A 25,631-nucleotide genomic window follows, 5' to 3' on the forward strand; every position below is an offset into this window, starting at 1 on the left:
CGAAGTGGCCTTGGCCAGGCGCGCGAACGCGTGACCTGCCCGGTGCGGCGAAGCCGGAGGCGAGCTGTACCGGGCAGATCGCGAAGCAATGCCGTGTTCGCCGACGCCCGGTCACGTAGCGAGCCGCCAGGCGAGCGAAGTGGGCCGGGACTGGGCAACACAGCCGGTCGCTCTGTTCCGCGCGTCTTCCCGTCCCTCGTCCGCGCCGCCCCGGGCTGCCCGATGGGGCAGGACAAGAGGAGGAACCGTTGGAGGCTCCTCAACCGCCGCCGCCCCGTACAGCCTCGGTGTCTTGTGGACGCCATAGAGAACACCGCCGGATCCGTACCCCATGACGAGACGGACGCCCCGTTGTACCGCGACCCCCGGGCGCCGGTCGCGGCCCGCGTCGAGGACCTGCTCGCCCGCATGAGCCTGGACGACAAGATCGGCCAGATGACCCAGGCGGAGCGCCTGGAGGCCACCCCGGAGGACGTCACCGCCCACCGGCTCGGGTCGGTGCTGTCGGGCGGCGGGTCGGTGCCCTCGCCGAACGACCCCGTCACCTGGGCCGACATGTACGACGACTTCCAGCGCGCCGCCCTGGCCACCCCGCTCGGCATCCCGATCCTGTACGGCGTCGACGCGGTGCACGGGCACGGCAACGTGGTCGGCGCGACGCTCTTCCCGCACAACATCGGGCTCGGCGCGACCCGCGACCCCGCGCTGGTCCGCGACATCGGCGCCGTGGTGGCCGAGGAGGTGTCGGGCACCGGCATCACCTGGAACTTCGCGCCGTGCCTCGGGGTCGTCCGCAACCCGCGCTGGGGACGCACCTACGAGTCGTTCGGCGAGCTGCCCGAGCTGCCCACCGCCATGACGTCGTTCATCAGCGGGCTCCAGGGCCCGCGCGTCGGCCCCCGGCCCTCGGTCATGGCCACCGCGAAGCACTTCGTCGGGGACGGCGGCACCAAGGACGGCGACGACCAGGGCGACACGCGGCTCGCCGAGGAGGAGCTGCGGGCGCTGCACCTGCCGCCGTTCCTCGCCGCACTGGAGCGCGGCGTCGGGTCGGTCATGATCTCCCACAGCTCGTGGAACGGGCTGCGCCTGCACGGCCACCGGTACCTCGTCACCGAGGTGCTCAAGGAGGAGCTCGGCTTCTCCGGGATCGTCGTGTCCGACTGGAACGGCCTCGACATGATCTACGAGGCGGACGCGTTCGGCCCGGCCGAGGTCCGGGCGGCGGTCAACGCGGGCATCGACATGGTGATGGTCCCCGAGGAGTGGCGGCGGTTCATCGAGACGCTGCGCGCCGAGGTGCTGGCCGGACGGGTGCCGGCGGCGCGGATCGACGACGCCAACCGGCGCATCCTGACCAGGAAGTTCGAGCAGGGCCTGTTCGAGCACCCGCTGACCGACCGCGCCTACACCGGGCGGATCGGCGGCGCCGAGCACCGCGCCCTGGCCCGCCGGGCCGTGGCCGCCTCCCTGGTGGTCCTCAAGAACGAGGGGGGCCTGCTCCCGCTCGCCCCCGGCATCGACGAGATCTTCGTCGCCGGGCGCAGCGCCCACGACATCGGGATGCAGTGCGGCGGGTGGACCGTCAGCTGGCAGGGCGAGCCCGGGCCCGTCACCGTGGGGACCACGATCCTGGACGGCATCCGCGCCGCCGCGGGCCCCGGGACCACCGTCCGGTACCACCCGGACGGCCACGGGGCCGGCCCCTCCTGCAAGGTCGCCGTCGCGGTCGTGGGGGAGGAGCCGTACGCCGAGGACGAGGGCGACCGCCCGGCCGGGATGGGTCTGGACCCCGTGGACCTGGACACCATCGCGAGGCTGCGCGCCGCCGGGGTCCCCGTCGTGGTGCTGCTGGTGAGCGGGCGCCCCCTGGACATCGCGGCCGAGCTGCCCGGCTGGGACGCGCTGGTCGCCTGCTGGCTCCCCGGCACCGAGGGCCGGGGCGTCGCCGACGTGCTGTTCGGCGCCGCCGCCGCGACCGGGCGGCTGCCCGTCACCTGGATGCGCAGCGCCGACCAGCTGCCCATCACCCACGGCGACGGCCAGGACCCGCTCTTCCCCTACGGGTTCGGCCTGACCTACCCGGCCCGCCCGTGACCGCGCAGACGGCGCGGCCGCCGCAGGCGGTACGGGGCGCGCACCGGCGGCGGATCGCCCGCCTGGCGGTGCCCATGGCGGCCGCGCAGCTGCTCGCCATCATGGTGCCGATCGTGATCGTCGCCATCCTGGGCTGGATGGGCGACGAGGCCATCCGCGTCCGCTCGCTGTACTTCCCGCTGGCGTTCCTGTTCTTCGGGGTGCAGGTCGCGTTCGACGTCACCAACCAGACGATCACGGCGCTGCGGACGGGGCGCGGCGAGCGGGACGTGGGGGCGACGACGATGAGCGTGGCCCTGGTCTGGCTCGGCACGGGGCTCGCGCTCGGGATCGGGCTGAGCCTGGCGGCACCCGCCCTGGCGGACGTCCTCGGCGCGGACGCGCGGGGCGGGGACCTGTTCGTGCGGTTCCTGCGGTGGATGTCGCTCGCCAACCTGACGCTGGCGTGGCCGGTGCTGTGCGCGTCCGCGCTGCGCGGCGCGGGGCGCGCCGGGCCCGCGGCGCTGATCATGCTGGTGGGCAGTGCGGTGGAGGTCGCGGGGCTCGCGGTGCTGGGCTTCGGCTGCGGGCTGGACATCGCGGCGCTGCCGCTGGCGACGGCCCTCAACGGCCTCACCGCCGGGGCGTTCGGCATGGTGGTGCTCGCCCGGACGGGGCTGCTGAGGGAGTGGGGCTGGCGGCCGGAGGTCCTCGGGTACCTGCTGCGGACCGGCGTGCCGGTCAGCCTCACCAACATCGTGATGTTCGGCATGAACTTCGCGTTCGTGATGATGCTCAAGCCGTTCGGCCCGGACGTCATCGCCGGCTTCGCGACCGCGACGACGGTCCAGAACCTCGTCATCATGCCGGCCGTCGTGCTCGGCTCCGCGGCGGCCATCGTGATGAACCAGAGCCTGGGGGCGTCCGGCCGGGAGCAGGTCGCCGCCGTGCTCGGCGCCGCGCTGCGCATGACGCTGGCCGTGTACGCCGTGATCGTCCCCGTGCTGTGGCTGCTGCGCGGCGCCGTCGGCCACCTGACCGCCGAGAACGCGCGGATCGCGGGCGAGACCGCGCGCTACATCGCGATCGTGGGCCCGAGCTTCGTGGTCCTCGGGCTGGTGCTCACCGCGCTCATGGCGCTGGAGCAGACCGGCGGCGCCCGCCTGGCGCTCGCCGCGTCGGCGGTGTACGTCGCCGGGTCGGTCGGCATCGGCGCGCTGGCGGGCCGGGGCGCCGGCGGCCCGGTCCCGCTGTACGCGACGATCGCCGCCATGAACGCCGCCGGGGTGCTCGCGGTGCTCGCCGCGGTGGCGTTCACGCGCGCCCAGGACCGGCGCAGGCGGACGTCGCGCGAGGAGCCCGCCTGGGGCGCCGCGCCGCCGTCCCCCGTCCGCCCGGACTGACCGCCGGGCCGACCGTCCGCCCGGACGCGCCGCGCCGTCCCGTCCCCTCGAAGGTGCGCCCGATCGGCGCTGGGCGGGCCGCGCGGGCGTGCATAGCGTGAGCCGCGCCTGCCCGTCCGGGCGGCCCTGCCCGGACGCCGCCGCAGCGAGAGGACACCATGGGCGAGACCACTGAACCCGCGACCACGGCCATGCCGGACTACGCGGACATCCGGCGGATCAACGTGACGACCCTGCGCGACGGGGTGGCCCCTGGCCACCTGTTCATGTCACCGCAGTCCATCATGGAGCCCGGCGCCCCGCACGGCCTCCAGATCACCGACGACCGGGGGCGGGTGGTCTGGTACCTCCCGTTGCCGGAGGGGGAGTACGCCACCAACCTGCGCGTGCAGCGCTACCAGGGGCGGCCGGTGCTGACCTGGTGGCAGGGCGAGGCGACCAGCACCGGCGTCGGCATGGGCACCTGCTACGTCGCCGACACCTCCTACCGGGTGATCGCCTCGGTCCGGCTCGGCGGCGACCGCCCGGCCGACCTGCACGAGTTCCTGCTGACCGACCGCGGCACCGCGCTGGTCGTCGGCTACCAGAACAGGTCGTGGGACCTGACGCCGGTCGGCGGTTCCGCGGACGGCACGGCGATCGACAGCGTCGTCGAGGAGATCGACGTGGCGACCGGCGAGGTGCTGCTGCACTGGAGCGGCCTGGAGCACATCCCGCTCGGCGAGAGCGACCTGCCCGTGGCGCTGGCCGGGGACGGGCCCTGGGACCACCTGCACGTCAACGCCGTCGGCGTGGACGACGACGGCGACCTGGTGATCACCGCCCGCAGCTCCCAGGCGGTGTACAAGGTCGACCGGCGGACGGGCGAGGTGCGCTGGAAGCTCGGCAGCGGCGCCAGCACGTTCGCGCTCGGCGTGGGGGTGCGGTTCAACTGGCCGCACGACGCGCAGCCCGTCGGCGGGAACGTCCACCGCATCTTCGACAACGGGGCCAACATCGGCATGCTCGGGTACGAGTCGCGGGTGGTGTGGATCCGCGTCGACCCCGGGAACGGCGTCGCGACGCACGTCAGGCAGATCACCCACCCCGAGCACCTGTCGTGCCCGGTGGAGGGCGGCGCGTACGGGCTGCCGAACGGCAACACGCTGGTCGGCTGGGGAGCCGCGGGACGGATCTCGGAGTTCTCCCCGGAGGGCGAGCTGCTGTTCGACGCCGAGATGCCCGAGGGGCCCCTGTGGAGCACCTACCGGGTCTACCGGCACGAGTGGCACGGGCGGCCGGAGGCGCCGCCGCAGGCGCGCTTCGACGGCGGCCAGGTCCACGCGGTCTGGAACGGCGCCACCGGCGTCGCCCGCTGGCGGCTGGCGGCCGGCCCGTCCGAGGACGGCCTGCGCGAGGTCGACACCGTGGAATGGGACGGCTTCGACACCGCCGTCAAGCTGCCCGACGCGCACGGGGCCGCCTTCGTGAGGGTCGACGCGCTCGACGCGGACGGCCGCACGATCGGCTCCTCGCCCGTCACGCCGGTCGAGCGCTGACCGGCCGGCCCGGGGACCGGACATGAAGGTATGGGAAACCCAGGAGTTCCTCTTCGGCGACGGACCGGACGCCAGGGTCCTCGACTATCCGCACTACGGGCTGGAACTGGCTCTGGCGCGCCTCCGCCGGCGCAACCCGCCTGCCGCGCCGTGGTGGAGACGGTACGTCAGGACGTGGCAGACCTTCGAGCCGGGCCGGGCGCTCCCGGACGAAGGCGGTGCGAAGGAGAACGAGCCGCTCATCTACGGCCTCTCCCAGGTCTGGAACGAGGACGACGTCATCTACGCCACCGTCAGGAACCTCTTCCTTGAGGGGGCCGACGAGGTCTTCGTCCTGGACGACGCCTCCGACGACGACTCCGCGTCGGAGGCGGAGGCCGCGGGCGCGACCGTCCTGCGGGACGAGAGCGACGGGAAGTTCGACGAGCTCCGTCGCACCAGGCGGATGCTGGAGGTCGTCGACGAGCGGACCGGGGCCGCGGGACGGCCGGTGTGGTGGATCGTCGTGGACGCCGACGAGTTCCCGCGCGGCCCGGAGGGCGCCACGATCCGCGACCTCGTCCGGACGCTGCCGGCGTCGGTGGACACCGTCGGCAGCCGCGTCCTGGAGCACTACCCGGGCCGGGCGTCGGCGCCGAAGCCCCGCCACCATCCGCTGGACGAGCTGCCGAACGCCCGCCGGCACGACAACCCGTCATGCCCGGCGGGCCACTGGAAGCACCAGCTGCTCCGCGTCCGCGAGCCCGGCTCGCTCCGCTTCATGTTCGGCCGGCACACCATCGCGGCGCCGCCCGGCAGGAGGCCCGTCGTGGAGAGCGAGGCGTCCCTGCTGATGCACCACTTCCCGCTGCGGGGCCGGGAGTGGACGGAGGAGAAGTTCCGGCTGGCGGGGTCGGCGTCCGGCCGCTACGGCGCGAGCTCGGACTCGTTCGTCAAGCGGCGGCTGGAGAAGCGGCTGCGGATGCTCGGCCACGCGTACGCGGAGGAGTACCACCTGCTGCCCAACATGTTCCCGGGGGAGCCGCGGACGGGCACGTCGGTGCGGGACTGGCGGGAACTGGTCCCGCCGGCGGAACGCGCCTGCGCGCACGAGCCCGGCGCCCCCATGTGAGGGAGCCGCGAGCGGGCCCCTCATATGGGCCCGCGAGCGGGCCGGGCGGCTTCGCGGGCCGCCCGGCCCCGCCCGTCACCGGTGCTCGTCGAGGAAACCGACGATGTGCCCGAACACGTCCAGGGCGGCGCCGCGGCCGATGAACGGGTCCACGTGCCCGTAGCCGGGGATCTCGACGTAGCGCGCGTCGAGCCGCGGGTGCCGTGCCGCCAGGACGTCGTGGCACAGCTTGTTGGCGTCCAGCCAGAGCCCGTTCTCGCTTCCGGACATCAGCAGGACGGGGCAGTCGATGCGGTCCGCGCTGTCCAGGGCGTTCTCCGGCAGCGCGCTGTAGCGTCCGTCGGAGAGGTTCCACCGCACCACGGTGTGCGCCAGCTCGATGCGCCGCAGGTGCGGGATGACGCACATGGGCGCGCTGCCGAACAGGTCGGCCAGGCGCTCGTGGGTGCGCCGGTCCAGCTGGTCGTGGACGAACAGCGACGCGCCCACGCTCCAGGCGGAGTTGTGCAGCATCTGGCAGGTGGGGTCCGGGCAGTCCGCCCCGAGGGACGCCAGGGCGAACAGCGGGGTGTACTTCGACCGGAACCCGGCCTTGCGGAAGTCGACGGGGACGTGCCGGATGCGCCGCCGCAGCACCTCGAAACCGAAGTGCATGCGCAAGCGCGTCGAGGCGGCCAGCTTCGGTGTCAGGAACACGCCCTGCGCCACCACGCCGGCCAGTCCCGGAACGAGGCCCGCCGTCATGCTGAGCGACAGCGACAGCGCCCCCAGGCAGTGCGCCACGACGAACAGCCGCCGCCCGCCGATCCGCTCCCGGATCCGCGCCACCGCCTCGGGAATGTCGTAGAGCGCGACGTCGTCGAAGCTGTAGCCCGCGCCGTCGTCGTCGTTGTAGGGGAGCCGGCAGCTGCCGCGCCAGTCCAGCAGCCACGGCTCGTAGCCCGCGTCGAGCAGCACGTCCACCAGGTTGCGGGTCTCCGGCAGGACGAACATGTCGGAGGACGCGGTGAGGCCGTGCAGCAGCAGCACCGCGGGCCGGTCGCCGTTCGCGGCGTCGTCGCGGGTCACGCGGGCCAGTGCCAGCTCGGTCCCGTCGGACGCCCGGAACGGGACGTGCTCGATCGCCGCGGCGCCGGGCCGCGCGTAGAGCGCTCGTGCGGTCATCGGATCTCCCTCCTGCGGTCCTTCACGTCCCGGCGCAGGTCCAGCAGCTCCGCTCCGGCGCGCAGGCCCGGTTCGAGCAGGCCCCAGCCGACCTGGGCGAAGAACCAGCCGAGCCACATCAGCTTGGCGAGGCGCTGCTCCGGCGGCGGCAGCGCCGGATCGACCTCGATGCCGTCGATCTGTTCGCGGACGTAGCCGCCGGCCGGCACGACGACCTCGCCGGTCAGGCTCGACGGCTCGCCCTCGCGGCCGACCTCGACGGCCAGCGTGCGGGCCTGCCGCCAGAGGTCGCGGCGCGCGCGGGCGGTCTTGACGCCCTCCAGCCACCAGCCCCGCCCGTCGGCGTCGCGGAACGCGAGCCGGTACCGCAGCAGCGGATGGCGCAGTCCATGGCGCAGCGGGATCCCGTCCTCGGGGCGGACGACGATGTCGCCCGACTCCACCGTGAGCGGTTCCGGGTGCAGCCGCGCGCACGTCATCTCGCCGCGCACGTCGACGCGCCGCTCCCTGACGAGCTGGTGCATCCCGGCGATCGACAGCGTCAGCGACAGCGAGCAGACCGTGTCGGTGACCCGGCCCGCGGGGCCCAGCGTCCCTTCGAGGGTCTCGTGGAACGACAGGTACGGCGGGTCGTCGCGGCCGGGGAGCCGCGCCAGGCCGGCCTCCGCGAGCCGCTCGTAGGTCCTCAGCTGCGCCCGCGCGCCGTAGCGGACCGGTTCGGGCAGGCCGTGCCGCGCGACGAAGGCCTCGGTGCGCTCGCCGGTCGCCGCCGGGCCGAGCAGGGTCGCCTCGACCAGCTTGACGGCCGTCGCGTTGCGCAGGACCCGCGCCAGGAACTCCAGCTCGGGAACCGGGCCGGCCTCCATGGCGGCCAGGAAGGCGGCGCGCCACTCCTCCCAGCCGAGCACCGGGACGTGCATCCCGCCGAGCCGCATGTCGTGCAGGACGTCCGGCAGCGTGTTGGGCCGCCCGGTGAGGTTGTAGGTCGTCCCCCAGCCGTCCGGCTCGTACACGACGGCGGCGGCGACGCGGCTGACCCAGTCCACCGGGGCGGCGTTGACGGCCCGGAAGGCGGGCACCTTCCGGAATCTGGAGAACGCCGACAGCAGGCCGCTGCCGATGTCGGTCGGGTTGTGCGCGCCGGTGAGGGTGTGCCCGCCGATGGCGCCCGGACGCATGAGCGTCACGGTCAGGCCGTGCTCGCGGGCCCGCCGCAGCGCCACCTCCGACGCCCATTTCGACCGGTCGTAGCCGGTGGCGAGGCGGTCGACGCGCGCGAGCGGGTCGTCCTCGCCCATGGAGGCGATGCCGGCCTCGTTGAACACCGCGACCGAGGAGATGTGGTGCAGCGGCTTGGACGGCCCGGTCGCCGCGAGCTCGGCCAGCGTCAGCGGGCCGAGCACGTTGGCGCGGCGCAGCGAGGGGTAGCCGCGCAGGAAGTCGACGGCCGCCGCGACGCTGACGATCGAGTCCACCTCCCGCGCCAGCTCCTCCCACCGGTCGCCGTCGAGCCCGAGCCGCGGCTCGGCGATGTCGCCCGGCAGCACCGTCACCCGCCGCCGGACCTCCGCGGACCACGGCAGCCGGAAGCCGGCGAGGGCCTCGCCGAGGCGCCGCTCGCCCGCCCGCGCGTCGGCGGCCCGCACCAGGCAGACGACGTGCGCGTCGCCCCGGCGCAGCAGGTCGAGCAGCAGGTGCCCCCCGAGGAAGCCGGTCGCGCCGGTGAGCAGGATCCGGCGGGGCGGGGCCTTGGCGGCCGGGCCGGTCCAGGGCAGGCGGTCCGCGCGGGCCAGGTCGGCCGCCACCAGGTCGAGGCCCTCGTCTCCGCTCTCGTCCTCGTCCGCGGCGGCGTCGGCGGGCTCCCGGTGGGGCGCGCCCGTCGCGGACGCGAGGCCCAGCCGCGCGAGGCGGCGGGGCCGGGCGTCGGCGAAGACGTCGTCCAGGCTGAGCCGCAGGCCGAGGTCGCGGTTGAGCGCCGCCGCGAACCCGGCGGCGTCGACCGACGTCGCGCCCGCGTCGAAGAAGTCCACGTCGACGCCGATCCGCCTGCCGCCGAGGAAGGGCGCCGTCCGGGCCGCGATCGCCGCGGCCAGCCCTTCGAGGTCCCATCCCGCGCCGCCCTCGGCCGGAGCGCCGTCCGCTCCGCCCGGCGGCGGTTCCCCGCCGGGCCCGGCGCCGCCGCCGGTCCCGAACCGGGCCAGCAGGTCCGCCACCTCGGTCCGCCCCGGGCCGCTGCGCTCCAGCAGTTCGCCCTCGTGCCGGCGGTCGGGGACCGGGGCGAGCCCGGTCCCGTCCGCGTCCGCTCCGTTCACCGTCTGCATCTCCTTCCACGATTCACTCACCGTCGGCCTCCGGGCCGTCTTCCGCCGTGCCGGACCAGGAGCGGAACGCCCGCAGGCGCCGCGGCTCGACCAGCACGTCCAGCCGCCGGCCGTCGTCCTCCACCCCCGCGAGGGCGGCGACCAGGCGCCGCGCCGGGGCGTTGCGGGGCGTGTGCTCGGCGACCAGCCGCACCGCCGCGCATCCGAGGGCGTCGGCGCGGTCGGCGAGCCACCCCAGCAGCCGCTCCTCCACCCCGCGGCCGAGCACGCGGCAGCTCAGCATCCAGGCCGCGACCTCCAGCGCGCCGCCGTCCGGGCGGACCACCAGGACGCCGATCTGGCCGTAGTCGCCGAACCGGTCGCGCGCCGAGACCGTCCACACCTCGCCGTCCCGCCGCGCCCGGTCGAGCGCCGCCGGGTCCAGGACGGCGGGGCGCAGGTTGAACTGGTGCGTCCGGCGGCTCAGCTGGACGGACCGCTCCGTCGCCGCCTCCGACAGCGGCTCGACGTCGACCTCCAGTTCGAGCCGGTCGAGGAACTCGGCGAAGCTCGTCCCGGCGCGCGCCGCCTCGCGGTCGCGCTCCTGCCGGTAGTAGCCGGCCCGGGCGGCGTCCTCGCGGGTGGCCGCCCACGGGGTGGCCGGCCAGAGGCGCCGCACGAACGCCGCCAGCTCGCGGGCGGGCGGGCACGTCACCGACAGGACCTCCGGGAGGTCGGAGCGCACCGCGGCGATCTCGGCCGGGTTGTCGTCCAGGAACAGCACCGCGTCCGTCCCGAGGCCCAGCTCGTCCGCCGCCGCCCTGATCCGCTTGGCCTTCGGCCCCCAGCCCGCGGCGATCACGCTGAAGTGCCCGGGCCGCAGGACTCCGTCGGGCCGCTCCAGCACCGCGCGCACCGTGGCCTCGTCGTTGTTGGAGACGAGGACCAGCAGGACACCCGCGGCGCGCCAGGCGAGCAGCCGCCGGGCCAGCACCGCGCGCGGCCCGGCCAGGTCGACCGCGTCCGGGCCGGCCTCGCCCGCGACGCCGCCCCACAGGGTCTCGTCCCCGTCCACGGCGATCACCTTGGGCGCCGGGCGGCGGACCGCCCGGACCGTCCCGGCGGCGGTGAGCGCCACGGCCGCCTGGAACTCGGCGGTGAAGGGCAGGTGGGCGAGGGCCTCGGTGCCCTCGTCGAAGGGCTCGGCGACGGGGTGGTCCCGCGTCCAGTCGTCCGGCCGCACGACCGCGATGCCCGGCCGGCCCTCCAGCCGCGACATCAGCTCCTCCTCCCACTCCCGGAGCCGGGGGTCGCCGGTGCGGGAGGGCAGGACGCCGAGGATCACCGGCCGCCGGGTCCGGTCGTGCAGGGCGCCGAGGGCCGCCGGGTACTCCTCGGCCAGCCGCGCCAGCAGCTCGTCGCTCACGGGACCGGATCGGGCCAGGTCGCTTCCGCGCAGCAGCACGATCCCGGCCGTGGTGGACGCCTGGGCGAACGCGCCGTCCGGGGCCAGGACGCTCGCCAGGGGCTGCTGGTCCGGCGCCGCGACGACGTCCGGCGCGTCACCGCCGGTCTCGGCGAGGGCGGCGCCGAGGAGGGCGGGCAGGTGGCCGAGGGCGAACGTGGCCGCCACCGCCACCGAGGCTGCGGAGCCCGCGGCCGGCGGGGCGGGCGCTCCCGTCGCGGGCTCCGCCGCGCCCCCGTCCGCGATCCGCGCGAGGAGGTCGAGGTAGCCGCGGCCGAGGCGGGCGGCGGCCGCCTCGTCGAGGATGTCGAGGTTGTGGTCGAGCCGCAGGTGCCCGAGGCCGGGCCCCATGCTGACCATCAGGTCGAGGTCGAGGTAGCCGGTCCCGGCCGGCACGATCTCCGGCCCGCCCGCCGCCGGCCCCCGCGCCCGGATGTGGTTGAAGTACACCTCGACGAGCGGCGCGTCCGCCCGGTGCAGGCCGGCGCCGGCGAGGGCGGCCATCGCGCCGGAGAACGAGGCCCCCTTCTCCAGCACCCGCTTGAGACGGGCGTCGGTCCTGGCCACGACGTCGGCGATGGCCTCGCCCCCGTTGACCTCGGCCGCGAGCGGCACCGGGACCCCGAAGTAGCCGAGCGCGCCGGACGCTTCGGCGTGCATCCGGGAGTCCACAGGGACCGCCAGCGCGAACCGGCTCCGGTCCCGCAGCCGCGCGAGGAACACCTGGAGCGTCCCGAGGCAGAGGGCGGCCGGGGTCACGGCCAGCTCCCTCGCCTGCTCCGCCACCCGGTCGAGGAGGCCGCCGGGGATGTCCAGGGCCAGGGTGCCCGCGCGGAACGTCCGCTTCGCCGGGCGGCTCTCCACCAGGTCCAGTCTGCGGCAGCCGGTGAACTCCTCCCGCCACCGCGCCGCCGCCTCCTCGCCCTCCTCCTGCGGTGCCGCGGCCGAGCGGGCCTCGATGAGCAGATCGATGTCGTCCCGCGGGGGCGCGGCCGGGGGAGCGCCGGACAGCGCCGCCCCGATCTCCGCGACGGCGAGGATCAGCGACTGCACGTCGCTCACGGCGTGGTGAGCGCCGAAGACCAGGACCTGGTCCCCGGACGCGGACTCCACCATCTCGAAGCGCCACAGCGGCGCCGTCGCGAGGTCGAACGGCGGCTCCATCAGCCGCTGGAGCGCCGCCTCGGCGTCCACGTCCTCGGTCGTCGACCAGCGCAGCAGCTCCCCGGTGGGCCGCCGGTGGACCGCGAACCGCGTGCCGTGCTCGGGGTCCCGCACGATGGCCGTGCGCAGGGCGGAGTGCCGGCCCGCGAGCCCGCTGAGGGCCTCCGCCAGCGCCTCCCTTGTGACGGGCGACCCCAGCCGGACGGCCATGCCGATGTGGTGGGCCACGCTCGGCGTGCCCTGCTGCTCCGTCCGCAGCAGGCGCGTCACGTCCGCCGGGACCGGCCGGAACACGACCTCCGCCCCGGCATCCGCCCGCTCCACGGACGGTCCGGTCGGCGGTGTCCCGCCTGCGGTGACCGGCGCTTGGAGGAGTTCGGCGGCGAGGCTCCGCACGTCCATGGCCGCCAGCGCCGACAGCGACGTGCCGACGCCGAGCGTGCGCGTGATGGCGTCGTGCAGCACCACGAGCGAGTGCGAGTCGAAGCCGAGCTCCTGCATCGACCTGCCCATGGGCACCTCGGCGGCGGCGTCGCCGGTGACCTCGGCCACCGCGCCCCGCAGGAACTCCTCGACCAGGCGGGTGCGCTCGTCGTCCGTCGCCGCGGCGCGGATCAGGGCCGCGACCCCCTCGGCGGCCGGGCCGGCGGTGGGACGCCCGGCCAGTTCGGACAGGATCGGATGCGCCGCGGCGAGCCCGGAGGGACGCTCCAGCGCCGCCCGGTCGAGCGCGATCGGCGCGAGGCGGCGCCGGGACGAGCCGAGCAGGCGCTCGAACAGCTCCCCGCCCTCGGCCGGGGAGAGGCTCGCCATGCCGGACCCCGCGAGCGCGGGGAGCCGGTCGGCGTCCGCGGCCATGCCGACCTGCGACCAGGCGCCCCAGTCCAGGCTCAGCGCCGGTCGCCCGGTCGCCGCGAGGGCGTGGGCCCACGCGTCCAGGAAGGCGTTCGCGGCGGCGTAGGAACCCTGCCCCGCCGGTCCGAGCAGGCCCGCGGCCGAGGAGAACAGGATCAGGAAGTCGGTGTCCGGCACCAGTTCGGTGAGCAGCGCGGCGCCCAGCACCTTGGGCGCCAGCACCAGTGCGATCCGCTCCGGTGTCAGCGTCCGCAGGGTCGCGTCGTCCAGGACGCCGGCGGCGTGCACGATCCCCGCGACCGGGGGCGCCTCGCGGCTCAGGGCGCCGAGCGCCGCCTCCAGGGCGGCGCGGTCCGCGACGTCGGCGCGGACGGTGTGGACGTCCGCGCCCCGCGCCGCGAGCCCGGCGATCCACTCGGCCGCCCCCGCGTCCGGCCCGCCGCGGCCGAGGACGGCCACGTGCCGCGCGCCCAGCGCGACGAGCCGCTCGGCGGCGACCCGGCCGAGGCCGCCGAGGCCGCCGGTGACCAGGTACGTCCGGTCCGGGCGCAGGGGCACGACGCCGCCGTCGGGACGGGTGCGCGACAGCCGCGGCACCAGCCGCTCCGAGTCGCGCAGCGCGACCCAGGGCTCCTCGTCGGCGTGCCGGAGCTGGGTCCAGAGCGCGTCCGTCCCGCCCTCGGCGGGCATGTCGACGAGCGTGGTGCGCAGCTCCGGATACTCGCGGGCGGCCGTTCCGCCGAAGCCCCACCCGAGCGCCTGCTGCGGATCGGTCACCCGCGCTCCCGCTCCCGCCGCCTGGCTTCCCCGGGTGACGAGGAACAGGCGCGGAGCGGGGTCGAAGGAGCGGTCCGCCAGCGCCCTGACCAGGTGCAGCGTCGTCGTGCAGCACAGCAGGGCCGCCTCCGCCAGCGACTCGGCCGAGGTGATCGCCGGCGCGTCCAGGCCGAACAGCTGGACGACCCGTTCGGGCGGTCCGTCGCCGAACGCCTCGCCGAGCAGCCGCGCGAAGTGCGCCGGGTCCCGGGGATCGACGGTGTAGCCGCCGGAGCCGTCGGGGCCGAACGCGGCGCCGCGCCGGACGAGCACGTGCGGCACCGGCCCGAGCCGCCGGGCGAGGTCGGCTCCGACTCCGGAGCCGTCGGACAGGATCAGCCACGGGCCCCGTCCGGGTTCACGCGCGGCGGGCGGCCGGGGCCGCCATTCGACCTCGAACAGCGACCGGTCCGCCGGGGACGGCGCGGCCAGCTCGAAGCCCCGGACGTCCAGCACGAGCCGTTCGTCCTCGTCCAGGAGCCGCAGGTCCAGTACCGCCGCCTCCGAGGTCAGCGACCGGATCCGGCAGGCCGCCCAGACCGGCCGCGACCGCACGCCGGTGAAGCGGACCCGGCCTGCCCCCGCGGGCACGAACATCCCGCCGGCCGGGACATCGCCCGGCAGCGCGCCGGTGCGCAGCGCCGAATCCAGCACGGCGGGGTGGAGCAGGTAGGGCGATCCGGGCGTTTCCGCCAGGTGCCCCAGCGCTTCGCCCTGTCCCCTCCACGCCGCCTTCAGGGCCCGGAACGCGTCGTCGTAGTCGATCCCCGCGGCCGACATCGCGGCGTAGAGGTCCGGGAGCCCCACCTCCTCGCCGCACCGCCGCCGCAGCTCGGCGAGGGACTCCGTCTCCTCGGGCTCTTGCGCGTCGGCGGGCTCGAACCGTCCCACGACGTGGTCGGTCCACGCGGCCTGCGGGTCGCCGCAGGACCGGGAGGCGATGGTGAAGGCCCGCCGCCCGTCGGCGTCGGCGGGCTGGACGACCAGCTGGAGGCGGACGGCCTCGTCCTCGCGCAGCCGCAGCGGACGCTCGAACCGCACACCGGCGAGCTGGACGGCGTCCTGGAGCGCGGTGGACGCCTCCAGCGCCATCTCCAGGAACGCCGAGGCGGGCAGCCAGACCGTCCCGCCGACGCGGTGGCCGGCGAGATACCCGAACCGGTCGTCGCGCAGGTCGACGTCGGCCTGGGCGATGAGGCGGCCGGGGACCTCGCTGTCCTCGACGTGCCGGTGCAGGAGCGGCATGCCGCTCCGCTCGGCCGCGGGGGCGGCCTTGGCGGACGTCCAGTAGCGTCCGCGCTCGAAGGCGTAGGTGGGCAGGTCCACGTGGCGTCCCGCCGGGGCCGCCTTCGACCAGTCGGGGGCGTACCCGTCGGCGACCAGCAGCGCGAGGTTGCGCAGGACCCCGTCGTGCTCGCCGCCGTCGCGGTTCAGCGAGCCCGCGACCGCGACCTCGACGCCCTCCTCGGCGGCCACGGCCTTGATCGACGACAGCAGGGCGGGACGCGCGCCCACCTCCACGAAGTAGCGGAAGCCGTCCGCCAGCATGCGGCGCACGGTCGCGGCGAAGCGGACGGGTTCGCGCAGGTTGCGGGCCCAGTAGCCGGCGTCGAGGGCGTCCCCGGGCACCGGCTCGCCGAGCACCGTCGAGTAGAGCGGCGTCGGGCAGGGCGCGCCGCAGACGTCGCCGAGCCGTTCCCGCAGCTCGGCGCCGACCGGGTCCATGTGGAAGCTGTGCGTGGCGAACCCCACCGGCACGTCCTGGACGGGGACCTGGTCCTGCTGCAACTGCGCCCGCAGCGCGATCAGCGCGTTCAGGTCGCCCGAGACGGTGGTGGCCCGGCCGCTGTTGACCGCCGCCACGTCGAGGCGCGACCCGTACTCGGCGAGCATCTCCCGCACGCTCTCCTCGGGCAGCCCCACGGCGAGTGACCCGCCGAGGCCCGCGGCCGGACGCACGGCGAGGCCCCGGCGGGTCACGACGGCGGCGGCCTCGTCCAGCGTGAGGGCGCCCGCGGCGTGCGCGGCGGTGATCTCCCCGAGGGAGTGCCCGACGACCGCGCCGGCCTCCACGCCGAGCGACCGCCACATCCGCGTCAGCGCGCAGCCGAACGCGAACAGGACCGGCTGCGTGACGTCGGGCCGTTCGAGGTCGGGGGCCCCGTCCCCGCCCCGCATGGCCGCGAGCACCGACCAGCCCACCTGGCGGCGGATCGCCTCGTCGCACTCGGCGAGCGCGTCGGCGAACGCCTCGGAGCGGGCCGCCAGCTCCGCGCCCATGCCGGTCCACCGCGCGCTGTGGCCGGGGAAGACGAACGCGAGCCCGCCCGTGACCGGCTCGCGGGACGGCGACACCACCAGGCCCGGGGCGGACCGCCCCGCCGCGGCGGCGTTCAGGCCGGACACGAGCGTCTCGCGGTCCGCGGCCAGCACGACGGCGCGGCGGTCGAAGTGGGTCCGCCGGTTGGCGAGGGTGTGCGCGACGTCCGGCAGCGGCTCGTCGCGGCCGCCGTCCTCCAGGTGCGCCGCCAGCCTGCCCGTCTGGCGGCGCAGCGCGGACCCGCCGCGCGCGGAGACCACGAACAGGCCGGGTTCCCGCGTCCGGGGCGCCGCGGCCCGCGGGCGCGGCTCCTCCGGCGCCTCCTCCACGATGACGTGCACGTTCGTGCCGCTGATCCCGTAGGAGTTCACCCCGGCCCGGCGGGGACGCTCCCCGCGCGGCCAGGCCACCGGCTCCCCGACGAGCCGCAGGCCGCTGCTCTCCCAGTCGACCCGGCGGGTGGGCCGCTCGGCGTGCAGGGTGCGCGGCAGCGTCTCGTGCCTCAGCGCCAGCACGACCTTCATCAGCCCGGCCAGGCCGCTGGCGGCCTGCGTGTGCCCGATGTTCGACTTGATCGAGCCGATCCGCAGCGGCCGGTCCGGCGGCCGGGTGTCCCGGAACACCCGCGCCAGCGCCCTGGCCTCGATCGGGTCGCCCAGCGTGGTCCCGGTGCCGTGCGCCTCGACGTAGTCGATGTCCGCCGGGGCCAGGCCGGACAGCTCCAGCGCCCGCCGCGTCACCCGCTCCTGCGCGGGCCCGCTCGGCACCGTCAGCGCCGTGCTGCGGCCGTCCTGTCCCACGGCGCTGCCGCGCAGCACCGCCAGCACCTCGTCGCCGTCGCGCCGGGCGTCGGCGAGCCGCTTCAGCACGACCATCGCGACGCCGTCGGAGAACGCCGTGCCGTCGGCGTCGCCGGAGAACGACCGGCACCGGCCCGTCGGCGACAGGGCCCGCATCCGGCTGAACTCGACGAACGTGTACGGGGTCGTCATCAGCGTGGCCCCGCCGGCGAGGGCCTGGTCGCACTCGCCCGCGCGCAGCGCGGACGCGGCCAGGTGCACCGCCAGCAGCGACGACGAGCAGGCGGTGTCGACGGTCATCGCCGGGCCGACCAGCCCGAGCGTGAAGGCGAGCCGCCCCGAGGCCACGCTCAGCGCCGAACCGGTGCCGACGTAGCCGTTGAACTGGTCCAGGCTCAGCCCGGAGAGGTAGTCGCTGCCGAGCATGCCGAGGTAGACGCCGGTCGGGCTCCCGGCGAGCCGGGCCGGAACGGTCCCGGCCCGCTCCAGCGCCTCCCAGGCCGTCTCCAGCAGCAGCCGCTGCTGGGGGTCCATCGCCGCGGCCTCCCGGGTGGTGATGCCGAAGAAGCGCGGGTCGAACGCGTCGATGTCGTGCACGAAGCCGCCGTGGCGGGAGTAGGTCCGGCCCGCGGCGTCGGGGTCGGGGTCGTAGAGCGCCCCGGCGTCCAGGCGGTCCGCCGGGAACTCCTCGATCGCGTCCTCGCCGCCGGACAGCAGCCGCCACAGCCCGTCCGGATCGTCCGCGCCGCCCGGAAGGCGGCACGCCATCGACACCACCGCCACCGGCTCGCCGGCCGGCGGCCCGGTGGGGGAGTCGGCCCGCGCGTCCCGCCGCTCGAAGCCGGCGAGCGCCCGGGTGAACCTGTGCGCTGGTGCGTCCATCGCTTGTCCTCTCGGTCTGCGCGGGGCGGTGGGGGGATGCGGAGTCAGGCGCCGACCGGCGTCACGGGGGAGGCGCCCATGGACTGGCCGCCGGCGTCGAGCGCCTCGACCCGCACGAACCGGTGGCCCCCGTCCGGCAGCGGCGCGGACGTGTCGAGCCCGTCCCAGTCCACGGTTCCGACGGCTTCGAGAGCGCCCTCGTCACGGCCCGCGTACAGCCGCCAGCGCGCGACGCCGGTGGCTCCGTTCCACACGGCGTGGACGCGTCCGTCCTCGACCCTGACCTGCGGCGGCGTCTCCGGCATGCCGTCCCACGGGTACCGGTAGACCCGGTAGGTGGTCCAGCCGTTGCCCGTGGGGGAGTGCGCGTCGAACAGCAGATCGCCCGCGGGCGAGAACTCGGAGATCCGCGCGGCCCGCCCCCACCCGACGAGGGTGTTGCCGTTGGGCAGGTCCTGGGCGTTGCCCTCGGCGATGGCGGACAGGTGCTCGGGATGGGTGACCTGCCGGACGAACGTCGCCATGCCCGTGGCCGTGTCGGCGCGGACCCACACCACCCGCGACTCGTACCCCGCGAGCAGCTCGTTCGTCGCGTTGTCGAAGAACCGGTAGACGCCGTCCCCGCAGGGCTGCCCGTCGTGCTGCCAGTGGCACCGCGCCCCCACGCCCAGGACGAACGAGCTGTGCGCGCTGCCGAGCTTCCAGACGATCTCGCCCGTCCGCCGGTCCACCTTGTAGAGGGCCGACGACATCCGCGCGGTGATCAGCAGGTCCCCGTCGTCGTCGACGGCGACCGAGTTGACGTGCAGATGGTCGTAGGGGTCGGCGAGCGCCGCCGGCAGGTCGCTCTCGGCGAGCGGGACGTGCTCCAGCCCGCTCCAGTGCAGCAGCACCTCGCCCGTCTCCACGTCCACTTCCTCGACCACGCTGTCCAGCGCGACGCCGTCCGCGGGCCCGCCGATGGGGCTGAGGTCGCAGGGCTTGGGCTGGTAGCTGACCAGCAGCGCGGTGCCGCGCTCGGTCAGCAGGAACTCGTGCAGGTCGAAGGGCTGGTCGCCACCGGCCCTCACGGTCGCGACGGTGCGGTACCGGCGGTCGAGGACGTACCCGGTCCCGTCGCCCACACCCGTCTCGGTCGCCGCGCCCTGCCACCAGGTGAGCACCGGCTCACCCCGGTACCGCTGCACCCGGACGTTCGTCGCGTACTCGCCCTCGGGAACGGGATGGAACCACAGCGTGCGCCCCCGGTCGTCCGCGATCTGCGGGCCGTGGCACTTCTTCGGCTCCAGAAGGGACTGCGGCGACATGAACAGGTACCCCGGCGCGAGCCCGTCCAGCGCCCGAGTCACCCGAATCCGCGGGATCTGCGAGTAGTCCGGCAGAGCTCCGGACACGGCTGAAATCACTGCTTCCGTCATGGAATCCACCTGCAAGAACACTTAGGAATGGGTAGAAGTACGGACCGGACCCCACCGCTCCACCAGATCGGCGGTCAGCGCGACGGCGTCCTCCTCGCGCAAGGCGTCGCCCAGCGCCCGAGCGCGATCGCGGTACGCGGGGTCGAGCACCCGGCCGAGAGCGCGGTGAAGCCGGTCTGGCGTGAGCCTGCGGAACGGCAGCGTGACCCCGGCGCCGAGCCGCTCGACGCGCCACCCCCAGAACGGCTGGTCGGCGTAGACGCTGGCGACCACCGCCGGAAGGCCCGCCCGCAGCGCCGACGCGGTCGTCCCCGCGCCCCCGTGGTGAACCGCGGCACGGCACCGCGGCAGCACCCGGTCATGGTCGAAGTCCGACCGCGCGACGTACAGATGCTCCGGCAGGTCGCCGGCGAACCGCCCGAGCTCGCTCCACCCGACCCCGACGAGCCCGCGAACCCCCAGCCGCGCCGTCACCTCCGCCAGACCGCGCAGCGTCTCCTCAGGCGAGAGGACCGGGATGCTGCCGAACCCGAAATACACCGGCGGCGTCCCCGCATCGAGCCACGCGTCCAGCCCGGCGTCCACGACCCCCTCACCGAGACGCTCACGGAGCGCCGGCCCCAGCACCGGCCAGCCCACCAACTCATGCCGGGAAGGCAGATCGGACGGGACCGGCACCACATGCCGGCTGTACAGATGCAGCGCGGGCCAGTCCTCCTGACGCGGCAGGCGCCGCACCCGCGGAACCCCCATCGCGTCGCACAACTCGTCCAGATTCGCCTTGTTCTGGCGCCAGTACAGCTGATTCAGCACCCGCGAACTCGCCCGATTCGCCCACGGCACACCGAAGTCCCGCACCCGCGGCATGATGCTGCTCGTGAAGTCCCCGGTGGGCTGAATCGGGAAGGAATACAGGATCCGGCTGGGAATCCCGAGCGCCTCCTCCAGATAGAACCCGCGCAGCCCCATCGTCAACGTGGTCAGAATGAGGTCGGCGCCCTCCGCCGCGGCCCGGCAGGCCTCAGTGATCTCGCCGTTCACCCTGCGCTCGTCCGCCGCGATCCGCCGGATCGCCGTCATCGCCCGCCCCCGAGCCAGCATCGCGCGGCCCTCCTCCGAACTGAGGAACCGGCCGATGTCCGTACCCGTCGAAAAAGCCTCCAGCCCCGCCCTGCGCACCCACGGCGCCAGATCGGAGTTGACGGCCACCACCACCTCGTGCCCGCGCCGCACCAGCTCATCGCCAATGGCGATCATCGGCTGCACATCACCACGAGTACCGGCCGAAAGAAAAGCGATCCGCACCGCTCTCACCTGCGCTCTCTAGGGGGAACCCCACGAACGCTACGGACCCCCGCCACCCCGCACGATCGGCGTTAGACCGCACAACAGCCCTCCCCACCCCGCCGGACAGTATTTATTGCAGTGTCTTTGTTTTCGGGCCCTGGGGGCCCGAAAAAAAAGACACTGCGGGCGATCGCTGCATCGCTCCGTCTCGCCTTGCGGCTCGCTGCGCGATCAGTTTCTTGCTTCGCTCGAAACTGCCTTCGGACGCGATCGCAACCCTTCAGGTTGCTGCGTGGTTGCGGCGTCGGCTGAGGTTGTCGCAGTAGTGGCTGCCGGTCAGTGAGCAGCTGATCAGGTTCTCGCTGCCGCCTCGAAATTCCTCAGAGCGCACTTCATTCCAGGCTTCGCGGAGGCGCGACGGCCGATGGCGACAACCCCCTCGGCCTGCCCACCGATCAAGTGCTACGCGCCATTCGCTACTCGCCACTGCGATGACCTAGGCCCCCACCAGAGGCACGCAACAACCTCAGCCCGCACCGCAACCACGCGACAACCTCAACGGTTGCGATCGCGTCCAAAGGCAGGGTCAAGCGAAGCGAGAACCTGATCGCGCAGCGAGCCGCTAGGTGTACTTGGCCATGATCTTGGTGACACCTGACCGGTAGGTCTTTGATCAGCAAGAGGACCTCCTGGCGTAGTGGAGTTTCACCGACTTCACCGTCACCAGGAGGTCCTTGTGGGTCACGCTAATGCCCGGCTGACGCTTCATGGCAGATGTCTACTGGTTCGCCGTGTCGTGTTCGACCGGCGTGCGGTCGCGCACGTCGCCGCCGAGCTCGGGGTGTCGCGGCAATGCGCGCACCGGTGGGTCCGACGGTTCCGTGACCAAGGCTGGGCCGGGCTGGCCGAGCGGCGCAGCGGGCCGCGCGCGTGCCCGTCCCGGACCCCGGTCAAGACCGAGGAGCGGGTGCTGGCCGCCCGAGATGAGTTGCGTGCCGGGCCCGACCACATCGCGGCGGCCACCGGAGTGCCGGCCCGCACCGTCACCCGGATCCTGCGCCGTCACGGTGTGCCGGTGCTGGCGGCCTGCGACCCGCTGACCGGCACCCGGATCCGCGCGTCCCGCGCGAGCGAGCGCCGCTACGAGCACGACGCACCGGGCGAGATGATCCACCTGGACGTCAAGAAACTCGGCCGCATCCCCGACGGCGGCGGCTGGCGGGCACACGGCCGCGGCCAAGCCGTCCGCGTCCGCGGCATCGGCTACGACTTCGTCCACACCGCCATCGACGACCACACCCGCCTGGCCTACGCCGAAGTCCTGCCCGACGAGAAAGGCACCACCACCGCCGCCTTCCTCACCCGAGCCGCAGCGTTCTTCGCCGGCCACGGCATCACCCGGATCCACCGGGTGCTCACCGACAACGCCAAGAACTACCGCGTCTCGGCCGCCTTCCAGCAGGCCTGCGCCCAACTGGGCGCCCGCCAAAAGTTCACCCGACCCCGCCATCCCTGGACCAACGGCAAAGCCGAACGCCTCAACCGCACCCTGGCCACCGAATGGGCCTACCGGCGCCCCTACACCAGCAACGACCAACGCACCCAAGCCCTCAAGCCCTGGCTGGAGCACTACAACACCACACGCCCCCACTCGGCCCTGGGCGGCAAGCCACCCATCACCCGACTGTCACCAAGATCATGACCGAGTACAGCTAGGCGAGTCGAAGCGATGCCAGCGATCGCCGCAGTGCCCGACGATGGAGGGCCCTCCGGGCCCGAAGGAGGAGGTCACTGCCATGAACACAGCAGGGCCGCCAGGCCCGAAGGAGGGGTGCACTGTAATAGACACCGGACGACCTCAGCCGGCTCAATAACCACGCGACAACCTCAATGGTTGCGATCGCGTCCGAAGGCAGGTTCGAGCTTGCGAGAACCTGATCGCGCAGCGAGCCGCAAGGCGAGCCGGAGCGATGCCAGCGATCGCCCGCCTTTATCGACGATGGAGGGCCGCCAAGGCCCGAAGGAGGAGAAAAAGGCTATAGATACAACCCAGTGCCGTGTTCTGGGCGTTCGCTGGCTATGGCGTGGAGGTCGCGTTCGCGCATGACCAGGTAGTTTTCGCCCTGGATTTCGACTTCGTACTGGTCGCCGGGGTGGTACAGGACGCGGTCGCCGGGCTTGACGATGCGGACGTGGTGGCCGACCCCGCAGACTTCTCCCCAGGCCAGCCGGTTCTGCTGTTCGACGGTGGCGGGGATGACGATGCCGCCGGTGCTGCGGCGCTCACCGCTGTCCTTCTCGGTCTTGATCATGACGCGGTCGTGCAGCATCTGGACTTCGAACTTCGGCTCGGACACGCGGGCGAGTTTATCCGCCCGCGCGGGTAGGAACGTTCCTCGCGGTCGGGGTCAGGGGAGGGAGGCGAGTCTTGCGTAGACGCCGGGGTAGCCGGGTTTGCCGCAGCCGTAGCCCCAGGAGACCAGGGCGGCGACGCGGCCGTTGGCGATGAGGGGGCCGCCGCTGTCGAACTGGCAGGAGTCGGCCTTGGGGGATCCGGCGCAGAGCATGTCGGCCGGGTCGTAGGAGTCGCCGTAGGCGCGCCGGCATGCGGCGTCGCCGGGTAGGGGCGCGGTGGCGGCCCGGAGGCGGGTGTTGAACAGGTCGTTCTCGGAGGTGAAGCCCCATCCGGCGATCTGGGCCGTGCGGGCGGTGCCGGGGGTGCCGAGGGGCGCGGGCGGGCGGTTCACGCGGCGCGTGAGGGTCAGGACGGCGAGGTCGTGGTGGCTGACGGTCTCGCCCTTGAAGGAGGTCTCGCGGTACTTCGGGTGCATGCGTACGGACTTGACGGTGACCGTCTCGCCGGCCCGGTCGGTGAGGTCGTCCCGGCCGAAGGTGACCGTCAGGACGCCGGGCACGGAGCGGAACATCGACACGCAGTGGCCGGCGGTGATGAGCTGATCCGGCCGTGTCAGGACGCCGCCGCAGAACTGTCCGGCCGGGCGGACGAAGAAGATCGGTGAGCCTACGGCGGCCAGCCACGGGTACCGGGCGGCGGACGCGGGGGCGCCGCCCATGATGGCGTGGGCGGGGGCGGGGGCGGCGAGCGGCGCGAGTCCCAGGGAGGCTCCGAGGAGCGCGAGGCCGAGGGACCGGCGGGACGGCAGGGCCATGGCCGCACTGTAAGCGATCAAGGCGTGGCGCGCACCCGTTTCCCGGCGGCGGCCTCGGGGGACCGCGCGGCCGGGTCCTCGTAGCGGGGGAACAGCGCCAGCGCGGCCAGCGCGAGCGCGAAGCCGCCCGCCCGGAGCGCGAACGGCCCGGTGTCGCGCGGCCACTGCTCGCCGAACAGGACGGTGCTGCTGAGGACCAGGTACGTCCGGCCGATGACGGTGAGCACGACCGCGACGATCGCGATCCGGCAGCGTTGCAGCGCGACCTGGAGCTGTCCGAGGGCGATCGCGGCGAGGCCGATCGTCAGGTACGGGTAGGGGGACTCCAGGACGGCCCGCACGCTGCCGGTGTCCTCGTAGAGGAGCGAGATGCCGCGGATGCCGGCCTCGGCCAGCCCGGCGCAGGCCCCGGCGCCGATGCCGTAGGCGACCCCGGCGAGCCTGCGGGCGTGCCGCCCGCCGGCGCGGCGGTCGCCGACCAGCCACACCAGGGCGGCGACGATCACGGCGGGGGCGCAGACGGCGAGCATGGTCCAGGGCCGGGCGAGCGTCCCGGTGAGGGTGGCGTCGGCGCGCGGCTCGCCCTCGGTCGTGGCCGACAGCCCGATCAGCCCGGTGGCGAGGACGAACAGCGCGACGCTCGCCCATTCGCGCAGGCTCAGCCGCTCGCCGAGGAACCCGACCGCGAAGGCGACGAGGAGCACCAGGCCGAGGGCGAAGACGGGCTGGGCGACGGCGAGCGGCACCGCGGAGAAGGCGACGACCTCGTAGCCGAGGCCGAGGAACAGCAGCAGGCCGCCGCCCAGCCAGACGGGGTCGGTCAGCATGAGCCGGGCGACGCGGAACGGGCGGCTGCCTCGCAGCGGCTCCATCCGGCGCGCGGAGACGCGGAAGACGAGGAAGGCGATGTAGTAGACGGTAGTGGCGAGCAGGGCGAGGGCGGCGTAGCCCAGGTCGTGACCCATCGGGAAAGACCCTTCGGCGGACGGGGGCGGGAAGAGTCGTCCGGCGCGCCTCGAAGCGACTCGCCCTGTCACCTTGCCCTCTCGCACCGCCCGTGACAAGGCCGTGACCCCCGACTACATGATCAATCGTAGTGACGGCCGGTGGTGGACGACAGGCGGGCGACGAGGCCGCGCGGCAGGAGCCGGGTGACCCCGACGACGGCCTTGTACTGCGCCCCCGGGACGCTGACCTGCACGCCGCGGCGCAGGTCGCGCAGGGCGGCGGCGACGACGTCGTCCTTGTCCAGCCACATGAAGTTCGGGACGTCCGACATGTCCATCTGGGCGCGGTCGTGGAACTCGGTGTGCACGAACCCGGGGCAGAGCGCCATCACCCGGACGCGGCCCCGCGACCGCTTCCGGATGTCGGAGGCGACGCCCTGGCTGAAGTTCACGACCCACGCCTTGGACGCCCCGTAGGTGCCGCGCGTCGCGAACGCCGCGACCGACGAGACGTTGACGACGCCGCCCCGGCCGCGCGCCAGCATCCCGGGGAGGGCGGCGTGCGTGAGCCGCAGGACGGCCTCGCAGTGCACGCGCAGCATGGTCAGCTCGTCCGAGACCGGGACCTCCAGGAACACGCCCCTGTTGCCGAACCCGGCGTTGTTGACCAGCAGGTCGACGTCCTTGCGGACGCGCTCCTCCGCGGCGGCCAGGCCCTCCTCGGCGGACAGGTCGGCGGGCAGCGTCTCGGCGCGCACGCCGTAGTCGGCGCGCAGTTCCTCGGCGGTCCGTTCCAGGCGCTCGGCGTCGCGGGCCAGCAGGACCAGGTCGAACCCGTCGGAGGCGAGGCGGCGGGCGAAGGCGGCACCGATGCCCGCGGTCGCGCCGGTGATGAAGGCGGTCGGCATGGCACCG

The 25,631-nt window shown here is 74.4% G+C and carries 14 protein-coding genes; 5 read left to right on the top strand and 9 right to left on the bottom strand.

Translation table 11 applies throughout. The features are described 5' to 3' along the window. Positions 1-294 precede the first annotated feature (294 nt). The 4 genes from BJY14_RS35560 to BJY14_RS35575 all read left to right on the top strand — a co-directional run bounded on the left by BJY14_RS35560 (position 295) and on the right by BJY14_RS35575 (position 6,128). Entirely contained in the window at positions 295-2,097 is a 1,803-nt protein-coding gene (locus BJY14_RS35560) for a glycoside hydrolase family 3 protein (RefSeq protein WP_312879563.1), read from the top strand. After that, positions 2,094-3,479, top strand: a complete 1,386-nt coding sequence (locus tag BJY14_RS35565) for an MATE family efflux transporter (protein WP_179847608.1) — start codon at positions 2,094-2,096, stop codon at positions 3,477-3,479. The genes BJY14_RS35560 and BJY14_RS35565 overlap by 4 nt, the downstream gene beginning before the upstream one ends. Before the next feature lie 158 nt (positions 3,480-3,637). After that, complete coding sequence (locus BJY14_RS35570; protein ID WP_179847609.1) at positions 3,638-5,017, top strand: arylsulfotransferase family protein; 1,380 nt, start codon at positions 3,638-3,640, stop codon at positions 5,015-5,017. Between the two features lie 22 nt (positions 5,018-5,039). Further along, positions 5,040-6,128, top strand: a complete 1,089-nt coding sequence (locus tag BJY14_RS35575; RefSeq protein WP_179847610.1) for a glycosyltransferase family 2 protein — start codon at positions 5,040-5,042, stop codon at positions 6,126-6,128. Between the two features lie 75 nt (positions 6,129-6,203). Here the strand turns inward: BJY14_RS35575 and BJY14_RS35580 are convergent, their stop codons facing one another. From BJY14_RS35580 to BJY14_RS47485, 5 genes are read right to left on the bottom strand one after another with little or no spacing between them, the layout of a single operon-like run. Then, on the bottom strand, positions 6,204-7,292 hold the full coding sequence (locus tag BJY14_RS35580) for an alpha/beta hydrolase (protein ID WP_179847611.1): 1,089 nt from the start codon (positions 7,290-7,292) through the stop codon (positions 6,204-6,206). Next, the gene (locus BJY14_RS35585) at positions 7,289-9,634 is read right to left on the bottom strand and encodes a thioester reductase domain-containing protein (RefSeq protein WP_312879564.1); all 2,346 of its coding nucleotides are present in this window, start codon (positions 9,632-9,634) and stop codon (positions 7,289-7,291) included. Before BJY14_RS35585 ends, BJY14_RS35580 begins: the two co-directional genes overlap by 4 nt. Continuing rightward, positions 9,627-17,894, bottom strand: a complete 8,268-nt coding sequence (locus tag BJY14_RS35590) for a type I polyketide synthase (RefSeq protein ID WP_179847612.1) — start codon at positions 17,892-17,894, stop codon at positions 9,627-9,629. The genes BJY14_RS35585 and BJY14_RS35590 overlap by 8 nt, the downstream gene beginning before the upstream one ends. Before the next feature lie 44 nt (positions 17,895-17,938). Beyond that, complete coding sequence (locus BJY14_RS35595) at positions 17,939-19,312, bottom strand: arylsulfotransferase family protein (protein WP_218905735.1); 1,374 nt, start codon at positions 19,310-19,312, stop codon at positions 17,939-17,941. A gap of 21 nt (positions 19,313-19,333) precedes the next feature. Further along, on the bottom strand, positions 19,334-20,617 hold the full coding sequence (locus tag BJY14_RS47485) for a glycosyltransferase (protein WP_179847614.1): 1,284 nt from the start codon (positions 20,615-20,617) through the stop codon (positions 19,334-19,336). A 718-nt stretch (positions 20,618-21,335) separates the two neighbouring features. Here BJY14_RS47485 and BJY14_RS35605 point away from each other — a divergent pair. After that, on the top strand, positions 21,336-22,301 hold the full coding sequence (locus BJY14_RS35605; protein WP_179843367.1) for an IS481 family transposase: 966 nt from the start codon (positions 21,336-21,338) through the stop codon (positions 22,299-22,301). A 334-nt stretch (positions 22,302-22,635) separates the two neighbouring features. Here BJY14_RS35605 and BJY14_RS35610 read toward each other — a convergent pair whose 3' ends face one another. The 4 genes from BJY14_RS35610 to BJY14_RS35625 all read right to left on the bottom strand — a co-directional run bounded on the left by BJY14_RS35610 (position 22,636) and on the right by BJY14_RS35625 (position 25,624). Then, the gene (locus BJY14_RS35610) at positions 22,636-22,956 is read right to left on the bottom strand and encodes a GroES family chaperonin (protein ID WP_179847615.1); all 321 of its coding nucleotides are present in this window, start codon (positions 22,954-22,956) and stop codon (positions 22,636-22,638) included. 51 nt (positions 22,957-23,007) lie between these two features. Next, positions 23,008-23,769, bottom strand: coding sequence for a serine protease (locus tag BJY14_RS35615; protein WP_179847616.1), 762 nt, complete (start codon positions 23,767-23,769; stop codon positions 23,008-23,010). Positions 23,770-23,786: 17 nt separating this feature from the next. Further along, entirely contained in the window at positions 23,787-24,734 is a 948-nt protein-coding gene (locus BJY14_RS35620; RefSeq protein ID WP_179847617.1) for a DMT family transporter, read from the bottom strand. Positions 24,735-24,856: 122 nt separating this feature from the next. Further along, positions 24,857-25,624, bottom strand: a complete 768-nt coding sequence (locus BJY14_RS35625; protein WP_179847618.1) for an SDR family NAD(P)-dependent oxidoreductase — start codon at positions 25,622-25,624, stop codon at positions 24,857-24,859. Positions 25,625-25,631 lie beyond the last annotated feature (7 nt).

The sequence above is a fragment of the Actinomadura luteofluorescens genome, from assembly GCF_013409365.1.
GTDB classification, from domain to species: domain Bacteria; phylum Actinomycetota; class Actinomycetes; order Streptosporangiales; family Streptosporangiaceae; genus Spirillospora; species Spirillospora luteofluorescens.